Genomic DNA, 13559 nt, shown 5'->3' with positions numbered 1-13559 from the left:
ATAAAAGTAACGATAGAATTAGAAGTCTGCCGAGGAAAAGGAAAATAAGATGCGCGATGAAGCTTTTGAATTATTTGTTGAAAAATTTGGAGAAGCCACTATATCTCGTTTTGTTTCTGAGGAAGAAATCGATAAGTGGCGAGGAAAGTTACCTGAATTACTCTTAACTTATTGGCACAATGAAGGATGGAGTAGTTATTATAATGGATTATTTACAATTGTAGATCCTGATGACTATGAGGATATTGTCGATGAGTGGTTGGAAAACACTTATTTAGAGGAAATTGATAGTTTTCATGCGATTGCCATTAATGGATTTGGGAATATCTATTTATGCGGTGAAAGAACTGGCCAGTGTGTAGTTATTAATACGGCATTTAATACTCTATTTGTACAAACTAAAGAATTGAAAAAACAGCATACTGAAAAAAGTTTAAACATTAGTATAGAGACTCTATTTGCATTTTCTAAGATAGATAGACATAGTAAAGAAGGTCTTTTTGAAAAAGCGGTAAAAAAACTTGGGCCTCTTGGTGATAATGAAATATTTGGTTTTGAACTTGCGATTATTTTAGGTGGGGAACTTGATATTAAACATATCCAAAAAGTCGATGCACGTATTCATTTGTCTATTTTAGCCCAATTGGCTGAACCAGAAATTAATGAAATTAATATTTAGATTCAAAGAGAAAATATAATGAGAGATCTTTACTTCGCATCAATAATCGATAGTCTTGGTGAAGCAACAACTTCTCGTTATGTTTCACCTGAATATATTGTGAGATGGAAAACTATTTTACCCGATAACTTACTTAATTGTTGGGTAAATGAAGGCTGGAGTCGTTATCAATATGGTCTTTTTTCTTTAGTTGAAAAATATGGGGGATTAAATGAAAATGAAATTTATTGCTTTGATCCCATTATCCAAAAACTAGAAACATTAAATTTTAATGCATCTAACAAAGTAAATGCTATTGATTATTTATTAGAATTAAGGAAAATAATTACAGCTGTAATCAAGTTTATCTAAAATATCATTCTTATTTTCTATGATATATTTACTGAAATAATATAAATTAAATAATAGACTGAGTTCTTGTGATTGTGAGCTGAATAATGAGTTTGGGCAAGAATACCTTAGCCGCAGTGAGGCGGGTTTTATGAATTCTAACCATTAAACAGAGATAGGATTATTAGCCCTTTACAACAGCGAATCACTGCAACCTTGAAACTTTAAAAGCAGGCAGCGTTGCCTTATAAGTTCATAGGGCGGGGATGCAATTGAAGCGTTTTTGCGCCACACTTTCTATGCTCCCCTTTACTATATTGAGATAGTCTTTGGGATACTTTAATTAGTTACTCATTAAGAGAGATAATTAAATCATTGACTTATGTCCTTTTAGGGGGGATGGGGATAAATGCCACATTGTTTTTTTCTCATCATTCAGTGTCACAGACATCTCTAATAACATATTTTCAGATAGGCAAAATGGAAAAAAGTGATAGAGATGAGTGGTAAATACAAAGGCCTCACCTTCGCTTTCATATTGGGCGTTATCAAGTAGTAGAGATAAAGATAAACACCGGTAGGGTTTACCTTTTAAGATATGGTCATATAAATGTGTTTTCAGCTCAATGAGCCCAGATAATAATCGCTCACATCTTCGTGTCACTTGCCTATCAGTATCTCGATAGAGAATATAATCAGCAATTAAGTGTTTTACGCTTTCTAATGACATTAGCATTGAGGCATTAGCACTGTAATGGGATAATAATTGCCAAAAATGGTGGTTATTAACGATGGGAGGATAGCAAGGTGACAATAATGTGATATTTCCTGTTTTAATTCCGTCAGGCATTTTTTCACTGTGTTGGCTTAATAAGCCAATTTCGTTTTTTTGGTTACGTTCAAAGCCTATATAAACACATGAAAAATGTAAGCTGGGCGGTGTTACCATAGGGGCGCCTTTATTATCAAAAAAGTTTAAATAATAAAGAGTATGCCCCGTGATATTTTTCTCCATCGTTAAGGAGTAAAAAAGGGTTTTATGGTATTGAGGCATAAGGCGTGAAGATGCCGTTAATTCTGTCGTAGGATAAAAATGACAATATATGCCTCTCTCTTGTTCATGTGGCTCAAGTGAAAGTTGGATTTCAAAGAGGTCAGCCAAGTAGTGATGGCTAGGGATAGGAAGTAAATAACTTGATTTATTTTCTTTAAAATCAATTAGCAGGGTGTGTTGTGCTTCGGTATCCATTGCCGGAGCACAGTTTAAATAAAAGCTATTTTCACATTCCTCTTGTGTCAAAGGAAGCTGTTGATTGAAATAGATGTTAACTGTAAAACGCCTTTCTTGCTCCCAATCTAACTCAGTGACAACTTGGGGAATATTGAGCTCAACAAAATGATGAACATGAGGTAAATAAAGGCCTTCCAATAATTGCTGTGGAGCGCTGAGTGATGCATTTTCTTGTGGGAATATTTTATAGGGTTTTCCGATTTTGGGCTCGAAAGCGTAGTTAAGTGGATCTCCCTCATAGCGAATATGATTATGGACGACTTCAATTTTTTCAAAATACTGGCTAAATGCGAGTAGTAAGGTTTCTGATGTTTTTTTATTGGCTCCTAAAAAAACATCAAGTGAACTTGTTGAATGAAATTTAGTTTCACCTCGATACTGTAATTCAAGTGAAATACAAGAACGATTTGGGTGCTGAATCACTTTTCTAGCGAGAAGGCTATAGGGTACTACGACGAATTCATGACAAAAACTAAAGCGAGCCCCATTATTACCTAAGACAAGATGGTCTTTATTTATCTCTACTGGAAAAGAAAGCAATTCACTTTGGTCAATTTGTACAATAGTCGTTGCTGGAAGCCCTTTTATAGCTTGGGAGTCTAGTCGTTGCAGTAGGGGCAATGTAATTTCAGGAAATGCATCGTCAATTTTATCCTGTAAACGCGCAGATAAAAAAGCAAACCCTTCTAATAGGTAGCTTGTCTGCGGATCTTGAGGATCTAATACATCAGCTAAATGTGGCTTTTTATCTGCATATTCACTGTATAGCTTTTGTAAGTATTGCTTTTCTTTAATATATTTTATTTCACTCATGACTTAATCCAAAAGATGAATATGAGCTGGGTTTTAAACCTTTTTGCTCTGCTTGTTTTTGTAATTCATAGTAACGAGCTAATAATCCATTAATTTTATTATCAATATTGATGAGAGTGGCAGGGGGAACCGGCTGCCCATTTTTAATTTGTAGCGATAATTGACGGAGCTTTTCTTCAATAGGCTCCACTTTATTGTGCTGTTTTTGAATGTCATAGATGGCAGTTTTTAAATAGGATAATGTAAAACTACCTCGGTTTTTTTCTTGTTGAATAATTTTATTTGAAAGTTGCTGTAACAACATTGCTGTTTCAGACCAACTATCATTAATAGGCATATTTTCTAAACGCACCTCATATTGGTTTTGCCAATTTCGGCTGAAGTAAGCCTGATCAGCATCCGCAGGCCAATAAGATTTTGCTTTTTCTTGCATGTTCTCGATCAGTTTCAAGTTAGCGAGAGGGGAACGCTTTTCGAGCAAAGCTAAATGATATTCATAGGTATTTATTTCGGGTTTAAATAACCATTTGGCAACAGCACCTTCAGGAATGGACGTTATAGCCTCCATCTCATGTTTAAAATAAACATAGGCGCTAAATCCACTGACTAAAAAGAGTGCACTACTGAGCACACAACCCCATATAAAACCACGGGTAGCGCTCATTTTTTTAGTTGTTACTGTTAATGTTGATGCGGGCTCTGGGGGTTCAAAAATAAATGTTGGTGATGGTTGCTCTACCTGTTTAGCAGGTTGTTGGATATACACTAAAGGCGGGAGCGTGACAGATTCGGATGTAGTCTGTTTTGCATATTCTTCCTGTTTTTCAAGTTGTTTGGCTAAATTTTGAAAGAACCATAACAAGTTTTCAATTTTAGGCAGTTTTTCCCACGTTGTTTTAGCCAGTTTATCAATGATTAATTGTAGCGCGCGTTCTGAGCGGTAAACCAAACGGAGGTCTTTTGTTTCATAAGTTTGCTGGCGTAGCAGGGCGCTAGCCTTTGTATTAAACCAGTTGAGTGCTTCTGTTCGTTGATTCGGTTTTTCAGGCCATAACGCATCCCAATGAGTAACAATAACACTCGCTAATAATTCGCAGCCTTCAGTAAAGCCACTGAGTCCATGGCGTTGTAGTCGTGCAATTGTGTAATAAGCACCGCTTTGTAGGTCAATACCATGATTTTTAAAAAGAGACAAACAAAGTGATTCAATAAGCGTCCAACTGACCTCCGGACGTGCAGGATGACTTAACTTGTTAAATTCTGTTTTAAGAGCAATAAATTCAGGAGTATCTAAAGGGGAGCTCCCGATTTTAATGACTAAATGTTCTGATTTCATCTCGTTGAATATCCTATGCCCCCACATAAAGTGGAGGCAATCACATTAATAAAGGGTTTCAGGTAAACGGAACTTTGTGAATAATCCTCCGAAGAAAGGATTATTAGACTCATCAACCAGAACTCGATAAGTCATATCCCCACTATCAATCGTGAAACGAATATCGAATGAATTGGATTTGATATTCATTAACTTCGCACTGTCGACTAAGCGCATTTGTGCCCACGGTCCTGAGAAACTAATTGAACGAGGCGATTTATCGCCGGAAAGCGGAACTAGAGTCAGTTTACTTTCAATATTTGAACGCATCGAGTTTGGCCAAACGAGATGCGTGACATGGCTGCGGCTATGGGCATAATCAATAAGCTGACCGTCAAGATTTAAGATACTACGGCGTTTATTGCCACTTAATGAAAGGGGTTCAACTGCAAATTGTGCTTCTAAATTACCTTGTGCATTAAAGAAGGTTTCTCTTATGCGATTTGCAGTTTCTATTTGCGCTAAAACATCAGAGCGGATCAGTGATTGACTATCCCTATTATCGACTAAGTTATTTTCAACAAATAAACGTAAGTTCTGTTGATAGAAGCTATCGAGTGTGCCATTAGGTTTAAAGAAGCGTTCGAACTCACTTAATGGAACATCTTGTTTTGAGTTTGGATTAAACGGATAGCGACCAGCAATATAGGTATTATATTGTTTTACAACATTTTCATTCCATTCAACTTCCATATGTCGAATAGCTTCTTTCTGGACAACATTCCAGGCTTGTTCTGCAAGTTCATCTACCCAACGATTGAGCGGTTCAGGCAATGTTTTAGCCATTTGTGATAGTTCAAATATGGCATCTTTATTATTATCATTGAGTCGCATGGAAACTGCTTTAAGTGCCGCTTTGCCCGGTACTGGAGAGTTTTGTATTCCCAACAAATATCGATGCAAATCATTCAATTTTTGATTGAGATTCTGTAAGTTTTCTCCTTGATTACTGACCAGTATTTCTGTTTGGGGTGTGAATTCTCTATCTAAACGTGTTAATAAACGGTAAGAAGGTTCTGCCATCAAGGCTTTTTGTTTCTCAATAGGTAAGTTTTCATCAATGGATGGAATGACCGTATTATCACGCAAAACTTGTAAGGCACGACGCAAAGGCTGCTCTCCGCTGATGATTTGTTCAAGAGCGATGATTTCATCTTGGATTGAGTCAAATTCACGAATTTCTAAATTACTCATTCCGTTACGCCATTGAGCGATATAATCACTGATATATTGCTCACTGATTTGACGTTGAATTTCTTTACGGTCATTCTCACTATATTGGGTATTTGATGTGAGATTGAGCACCCAAGCATCAAGCAACGTGAGTTCAACTAATTTGTCATTTTGGCGAATAAAATAGTTTAATAATCCTGAACGTGTTAAAAACTGTGGGATTTCTAATTTATCCTCATCAATAGCGGTAAAAACAGTATTAAAACTTGGGCCTATCTGATATTGCAAATTTAAAGGCGCTGAAAGTTCTTGGTTGGCTTTTAGCCGTAATGCCTGGTACACACGTTGATAAAGCGATAACACACTGAGTTCTTTCTGGGCATTTTTAATGGGGGTCGCAAAAGGCGTGAAGGCCTTAATCGCAGTCATCAGACCGTTGTCTCGTTCCGCTTTCCAATCCGTGTGTTCAAGCGCATAACGTAAGTGTGCTTTTAATAGCATTTGTTTTTCACGTTGCCCAGTGAAGAGATGGCTCCAATAATTCGCCATAAAGTCTTCAACCATGCCATTATTGCGCCCTGTTTTATCTTCTAACATGCGCATAATGCGTAAAATTTCGAGTTTATCTTCACTGCCCTTATCTGCATTATTAAGTTCAATTAAAAGCCCTGACATAATTGCGGGTAAGAAACGTTCGGTCAGTAATTGCAGATAAACTTGCTCAACTTGTGGGCCGACTTTTTGGCCTTGATACAGCCCCATATCAGAAAACAGCGCATTTTTATCGCGGTGGTTCCCATAGGCAAGTGTCGCTTCACGCAATGGGTTGAGGACGGGAAGTTGTAAGCTACCATCAGTATCTTTTTGGACGTTATTATCTATCGTTCTAAAGGCTTTAACCTCATTAAGCACACTCTCACCGGCGCGGTAGTTTTTATCATAATAGTGATTCCAACCACTCCAAAGCGCAATTAAACCGGCAAAACTGGCCAGTGTTGTGACTAAGAGACGAGAACGGTGTTTTTTGACCCAATATTGATTTTCAGCTGCTAAATTGGGCTCACTGAAAAGGACTTGGTCAAATAAATTATGTGTAAAGTAAGGGGGGCTATCATTGATTGGCCAAGTTGTTAGTGGGGCTGTCGGTAAATGGTATTGCACGGATGCCGTTTGGCTAAAGACATCGTCTATTTGGCCAATCTGTAATGCAGAGGTGAGATAAACACCCCTTAAACAAATGTTATGTTGTTCGTTATTAATCAACAGTGCATTAATTAATGTTATAACGTGGCTCTGTAACCCTTCTATTTGACGTACAAAGCTGAATAAATCACTACGTTGATTACCTTCTGCTCGTTGTAGCATCATTTCAGGTAGTGCGCTATTCATTTGGTTAACCCACTGTAACCAGAAGTGCGTTAAACCCGTCTTCCAATCTTTTTGAGATTTAAGGTCGAAAGAAACACCCAATACTTGGTTACGTTGTTGCGCATCCAATGACTGGTACATTGAATCGAAACCACGTAGTAAATCGAGCTTCGTTAATACGATATATAATGGTAGTTGACTATTAAAAGTCATTCTAATTTCTTCAATACGCATTTGCAGGTCGGCAATCAATTGGCTATTTTGCTCTTTCGTATTGGTGAGTAGGGATAAGGTATCTACCGTTAAAATAATCCCGTTCATGGGTTGTCTTGAGCGATTAGTCTTTATCCAATTAAGTAACTCTTCCCACAACCGATGATAGAGTTGAGGTTTCTCATTATGTTCATTTGGTTGAGTCAATAGCTTGCCGTTAGGAACAAAAAGAACGGCACTATCCGTCAACAAGCACTCAATATTTAAAGGCAGCTTTTGTTCATTAACGATATTGTCACTTGGCGCGATATCCAATGGATTCAGCGTATTTTTCAATAAGCTATGTTTTCCGCTTTGGTTTGCACCTAAAATAAAATACCAAGGGCGCAAATAAACAGCCTTAGAATGGCCATTTAAGTGACGAGTAAATTGAGATTTCCAATAGTCTAAATAACGATTTTGGAAGTCAATATCCTGCCTAACGGGGTCAACAACGGTTAACTCAACATCGAGTTTTAACGCTTCAAGTTTTTTTACTCGACGCCATGTAACTAAACCTATCCAACTGACGACAAGCAAAATAATAATTAGCGTAGCAAGCCAGCGTGAGGTGAGTGTACTAAATGGCATTGAGTCTTGATAAGTGAATGTCGGCCCCCACAACCAAATCCACACAATGACGAGCGCAGGGAGTAACGCTAATAAAAATAGGAAAAAGGAGACAATTTTTGGCCTATCAGCAAAAAACAGTTTTTTTACCGAATTGGTTATGTTTGAAATGGAGAAAAACGGTAATTTCATTATTGTAGATCCCTATCCATAGTCATTGTTGTTTCTGGTGTTTTGTCTGTTTTTTGAACGAGTTGTCTTACGAGGCTGGGTTCCCAATCCTTGAGTGAAAAGTGTAAAGTAGCGGTATAAAGTTGCTGATATAAGTGGGCCGCCATATAGCCCATTCCTGAGAGCTCGAATAGTTGCGCTGACAATAATTGCCCATAAAATTTATCTCTAGGCTCTATTGCAGCTACAAGGCTTGATTCAATGAGCTTCAATGCGGCTTCAAGCCCTTGTTGTTCATAGCACAGTAAAACGTCTTGCTGTAATAATGTGGTATTTGAATGAAATAATTGGCCACTCTCTGTTTTGCGACAATCTTCTAACCATTCTTTCACGCTGTCGGGGACGAAAGGGCTCATATCAGAAAAATGCAAGTTGACGAGGTTTGGAAGGCGAGCTAAAAAAAGACGTAACTCTTCTGCGATACCATCCGCGACTTCTGAATAACCCAGTTTAGCTGCTGCTTGTGCTGCGAGCATGTGGCCTTCTAGCCAATAAGGCGATAGTGATAAGCTTTGCTCTATATTATTTAATAGGGAGTTTGATGGTTGAGAAAGTTGGGCTCTGTAATCCATTATGCGATCCATCGAAACCGGCGCTAATGGGGTTTTACCTTGACGATCGGCTTGGGGCAACATTGTAATGGAATGCCAGATAGCATAACGTCGTAAGCGATAACCAACTGAACTTTCAGGCATTTGTAAACAAATAACTTCTGAAACTTGGAGTAGCGTTTGCTTCCATTGTCTTTCGTCATGCTGATTTATATTGATTGCTGGCATGACAAAGCTATTTGCTGGTGGTTGTACAGTTTCAGTAATAGGCATTGCGGCTTCTTTTGGCGCTGAAGCTAACACTATGGGCTGTTCGCTTTCTTCAATTCGCTGATAACCTCGACTCAATGCATCAATTTGTTCAGAAAGTTCGGGGCTCTGTTCATGCCAAGATTGCGCTAAATAGGCAAAAGAGCCCAGAATATCATCACGCATTTTGCTATTAGCAGAACGGCAAAAAATATCGTTTACTGACTCGAAGCGTTTTATAATTTGGTTCGCTAAGCGTAGCTTGAGCTTAATATTCGTTGGATAGCAGACATGCCAATACTGGCGCGTAAAATCAGAAAGGATCTGCGCTGCTAAAACTAATTCTTTAGGTTCACCTGCATGCTGTAAGGTACGTAATAAGTGCACGATTAAGCGGAAATCCTTTGTCTGTGTTTCAAGCAACCGCAAACACCGACGTTGAATTTCTTTAACATCTAATTGGCTGTGACTGAGAGAGCCGAATTTTATCATTTCACTATCGATATACTCCCAGTCGGGGTCACTATCGTTCACAGCACTACACACCAGCTGTTCATCAAGATGGGCAAGTAACTGTTCTTTCCAAGAATAAGGGGTATTGTTTGTCATTATTTTTACCAGTGGCAAGCGGCTCTTAATGGTTTAATTTCTTGGGACATCCCTGAAATATTGAACGTTAGTTTTTCGTTATTAGTTAATTTTAAAGTCAATTTTTCGCCATTTAATAAACGCTTGATTTCATCTATGCCAGGTAAACCACGGCTTGATTCCAATACATAGCCATTTTCGCGTAAAAACCATTCTGCAGTGAATTGCGTTCTATCAGTCGAGACCATCACACTGCCTGCATCTTGTTTATTGGGTAAAATAATTTGCATACGGGTAATGTTGTCGATGCAGCTCAACATGAGAACAGGGCGCGGAGGTTGAAAACCAATGGCTGGGATAGTCATAATGACGGGGTAATCACCATTTTCAGGTACTGAGACTAAGAAACCCGCACTATTTTCGACACGTTTCATTTCGTGTTCATAAGCTTGGCGCCAAGTTTTCCCCATTTGAGCAATATTAGGTGAAGTATTTGCTGCAGGCGTCGAGGACAGCGCTATTTTGTCATAGCAATCTAAGCGAATAAGCTGAGAAGATTCTAGACGACACTGGGTGAGTTCTTCAGCGATCTTCTGGCTAATATTGCTTTCAGCTTTTCCAGACAAAGCGAAGAAAACTAGCATCAAAGAGCAAAAAAAGAGTTTCAGTATTTTCATTTTATACTCCGTACTTCTTCAATTTATATATCAGCGCACGCTTAGATATGTTGAGGTGTTCTGCCATTGCGTTGATATCTCCCTTTAGCTCACGCCGCTTGTTTAATAAAATTTCTTTTTCATAGCTCTCTACAGCAGCCTCTAAATCATTAATATCTTTTGGGTTATTTGTTATTGGTTCCATACTTGTGATTGATGCCGTTAATATGTTTAAGGCCTCATTGAGGCTTACTTCCTTTTCTTTATGCAACTGATTGAGATATTGCAAGTGCGAAATTTTTTGTTGCGTATTTGCCAATTCAAGAATGCGTTTTAATTGCTGATGAAAGAGCTCGCAATAAATAGGGAAAATGCCTTGTTCGAAATTTTCTAACTCTTTGGCCTGCCCTAAAAGAATAATGGCACCGCATGGTTTATGGTTCAGATCATGCAGTGGTAAGCTATACAGCCCAGTATTAACAGGAAGCTGCGAAATAAAATCACGTAATGACGCGTTATTAATGTAGCTACCTTGCTGTAAATTCTTCCAAAATGTGGGTTCACCCTTTAATACAAGTTGAATTAAAGGGTGATCGGCATCAGTAATATCAGTGTCTAAAAAATGGCTTTGAACTTGGAGTGAGTGGTCAATGTTCCAGCTTTCTAATCTATTTTCGGTTTTATTGACCAATGAAATAATTAGCCCGCTGAATACGCTACGCGAAAAACTATATGTCAAAAATTGAACGGCTAGCGCTTCTACGTCACGGCACTCAAGAAGAGCAAGTGCATTTTTTAGTCTTGCTTTCATTTTTCTTTGTTAACCTCCGCAATAAATTCATCATTTTCCGTTGTTAAACGAATATGGGAGATGGTTTCATTACGGGCACTGAATTGAAGGAGCAACAAAGAAAGAGGCGGTAATAAGGCACCGTCAATAATTGATTCTAAGATACGAGCACCATTTTCAGCGCGAGAAGCTCGACGTAAAATTTCATTAGGGACGCTATCTTCTAACTGGATTTTTGCATTAAAACGTTGTTTCAATAAGATCATAAGACGCGTCAGCTTACTATCAACAATTTGCCGTAAAATATCAGCCGAAAGAGGTAAATAAGGAACAATTTCCATGCGGGCCAGTAGGGCGGGTTTAAAAAATGTGGTGAGCTCAGGATAAAGTGCATCTTGCAGCTCATCAGGCTTGTCCGCATACGCGGTAATCACATGGTCACCTAAATTAGACGTTAGGAAGAATACGATATTTTTACAATCAATGACTCGTCCTTCACCATCGGCTATCTCGCCTTTATCAAATGCTTGATAGAACAAATTTAGAACGTCTGGATGGGCTTTTTCGACTTCATCAAGTAGTACAACAGAATAAGGCTTCTGACGAATAGCTTCTGTTAATATCCCCCCCTCACCATAGCCGACATAACCCGGTGGCGAACCGATGAGACGAGATACCGTATGCTTTTCTTGAAACTCAGACATATTAATGGTCGTTAGGTATTGAGTTCCACCAAACATTAATTGTGCAATTTGGATCACAGTTTCTGTTTTACCGACACCACTTGGCCCTGCCAATAAAAATGCACCAAGAGGGCGACCTGGGCGGCGTAAATCAGCGCGTGCCGTTAACAAATGTTTGTGTAAGCACTGTATTGCTAATGATTGCCCTTTAATACTTTCTTCTAAGTAGGTGGGAAGATCGGTAACAATAGATAAAGCATCTTGTGATAATCGATTTAGTGGCACACCAGTCCATTCTGCGATGACAGCTGCAATTTGCTTTTTATCGACGTGTGGCGAAACGAGTAAGTGTGTTTCATGGAGTTGAGCAAGTTGCTGGTCTAATGTTTGCAATTCCTGTTTCAGTTCATCTGAATGACGAGCATCTTCGGACTGGAGCTCGGTATTTTCATTGTCTAATAATGTTGAGCGCAAAGTTATAATTTGTGAAACAAGCGCTTGTTGTTGTTCCCATGCTTGTTGTATATCGGAAGCTTTTTGCTCAATCTCATTTGCTTTTGATGCTAATTCCTCAAGGCGTTCTGAGTGATTATCCAAGCCAAGATGATGTTCTCTTTTTAATATCGCTGTCTCCATCTCTATTTGCTGGAGATCTGTTTTTAATGAAGAGAGCATTTTTGGCGGCGAAGATAAATTGATCGCTGTCCTTGCACATGCAGTGTCTAATACGTCAATGGCTTTATCAGGTAATTGACGTCCTGAAATATAACGTTCACTGAGTTCAGCACTGGCTCGAAGTGCTTCATCATCGATAAAAACATTATGTGCTTTTTCATAAATAGCGCGTAAACCACGCATAATGATAATTGCGTCCGCAGATGTGGGTTCTTTAACTTGAACTAATTGAAAACGGCGGGCTAGTGCAGCATCTTTTTCGAAGTATTTTTTATACTCACTCCAGGTGGTTGCGGCGATTGTTCTCAATTCACCGCGCGCTAATGCAGGTTTCAATAAATTGGAAACATCTAGGCCACCCTGTTGATTACCTGCACCAATCAATGTGTGCGCTTCATCAATGAATAGAATTATGGGGTGAGGAGATTGAGAAACTTCTTGCATGATGCCTTTAAAGCGTTTCTCAAATTCACCTTTAACCGCTGCACCAGCTTGCAATGCACCTAAATCTAAGGTTAGAAGTTCACATCCTCTTAATTTTTCAGGGATTTCACCGGCGATAATACGCAATGCGAGGCCTTCAATAAGCGCGCTTTTCCCAACGCCTGGTTCCCCAACGACGACAGGGTTATTTTTCCGACGGCGGCAAAGGATATCAATCATAAGGTCGATTTCATGATCGCGACATAAAACAGGGTCGAGCTCATTATTTCGAGCTTGTTCGGTCATGTTTTGCGTAAATTTTGCTAACAATGAGTCCGACGCGATTTTGCCGTTATTTTGAGGTGCTTGTTCGTCAAAAGGCGATTCAGCAGACCCTTCTGTCCACTTATCAAAACTGAGTTTTAATTGCTCTCGATTAACTTGTGAAAGCATGTCTGCAACCGGTTTTGGGAGGTAACGCAACGGCATTTGTAATAATGTGAGAAAGAGAACACCTGAGCGAAGTTCACTGTGGTTGAATTCTGTCGATGCAAGTAACCAGCTGTCTTTCATCCACTCTACCAATAAAGGAGAGAAGCTCGGATAGCTCTGTGTAATGGCTTGATGAGGTGGAATTTGAATATCTAATAATTCTGACAGCTTATTAATATCCAAAGTGCTCTTCTGGCTGATTAGGCGAATGTCAGTTAATGGCGTTTCAATGAGTTTCTGAAGAAACTGAGCAATCGTAATTTCAGGTTGTTGATGGCTTACACAGTAAGCTGCTGCGCTTTCTAACGCATGCTTAGCAATCGGGTGTAATCGGTTAACAAGTGTTGAGAGATCAATTTGGATCATAATG

Annotated in this window: 9 protein-coding genes; 2 read left to right on the top strand and 7 right to left on the bottom strand. The window is 38.9% G+C overall.

What is annotated here, in order from left to right; genetic code table 11:
• Positions 1–49 precede the first annotated feature (49 nt).
• Positions 50–679, top strand: coding sequence for a GAD-like domain-containing protein (locus P3L44_RS13810; RefSeq protein ID WP_272661427.1), 630 nt, complete (start codon positions 50–52; stop codon positions 677–679).
• 18 nt (positions 680–697) lie between these two features.
• Positions 698–1030: a GAD-like domain-containing protein gene (locus P3L44_RS13805; protein WP_272661428.1), complete on the top strand. Its 333-nt coding sequence runs from the start codon at positions 698–700 to the stop codon at positions 1028–1030.
• 346 nt (positions 1031–1376) lie between these two features.
• Here the strand turns inward: P3L44_RS13805 and P3L44_RS13800 are convergent, their stop codons facing one another.
• Genes P3L44_RS13800 through tssH form a run of 7 tightly spaced genes read right to left on the bottom strand, consistent with a single transcriptional unit; the run spans position 1377 to position 13555 of the window.
• The gene (locus P3L44_RS13800; protein ID WP_272661429.1) at positions 1377–3113 is read right to left on the bottom strand and encodes a type VI secretion system baseplate subunit TssF; all 1737 of its coding nucleotides are present in this window, start codon (positions 3111–3113) and stop codon (positions 1377–1379) included.
• Positions 3106–4449 (bottom strand): VasL domain-containing protein, encoded by a 1344-nt coding sequence (locus tag P3L44_RS13795; protein WP_272661430.1) that lies wholly within the window; start codon positions 4447–4449, stop codon positions 3106–3108. Before P3L44_RS13795 ends, P3L44_RS13800 begins: the two co-directional genes overlap by 8 nt.
• A gap of 45 nt (positions 4450–4494) precedes the next feature.
• Positions 4495–8043 carry a type VI secretion system membrane subunit TssM gene (tssM, locus tag P3L44_RS13790; RefSeq protein WP_272661431.1) on the bottom strand — a complete coding sequence of 1183 codons (3549 nt, stop codon included), beginning with the start codon at positions 8041–8043 and terminating at the stop codon, positions 4495–4497.
• The gene (gene tssA / locus P3L44_RS13785; RefSeq protein WP_272661432.1) at positions 8043–9491 is read right to left on the bottom strand and encodes a type VI secretion system protein TssA; all 1449 of its coding nucleotides are present in this window, start codon (positions 9489–9491) and stop codon (positions 8043–8045) included. Before tssA ends, tssM begins: the two co-directional genes overlap by 1 nt.
• A 5-nt stretch (positions 9492–9496) precedes the next feature.
• Positions 9497–10147, bottom strand: coding sequence for a type VI secretion system-associated protein VasI (gene vasI, locus P3L44_RS13780; RefSeq protein ID WP_004256010.1), 651 nt, complete (start codon positions 10145–10147; stop codon positions 9497–9499).
• A 1-nt stretch (position 10148) separates the two neighbouring features.
• Positions 10149–10937 (bottom strand): helix-turn-helix domain-containing protein, encoded by a 789-nt coding sequence (locus P3L44_RS13775; protein ID WP_272661433.1) that lies wholly within the window; start codon positions 10935–10937, stop codon positions 10149–10151.
• Positions 10934–13555 (bottom strand): type VI secretion system ATPase TssH, encoded by a 2622-nt coding sequence (tssH, locus tag P3L44_RS13770; protein WP_272661434.1) that lies wholly within the window; start codon positions 13553–13555, stop codon positions 10934–10936. The genes P3L44_RS13775 and tssH overlap by 4 nt, the downstream gene beginning before the upstream one ends.
• Positions 13556–13559: the final 4 nt, after the last annotated feature.

Source organism: Providencia sp. PROV175 (assembly GCF_032707045.1).
GTDB lineage: Bacteria > Pseudomonadota > Gammaproteobacteria > Enterobacterales > Enterobacteriaceae > Providencia > Providencia hangzhouensis.
This window is presented reverse-complemented; position numbering and strand designations above follow the sequence as displayed.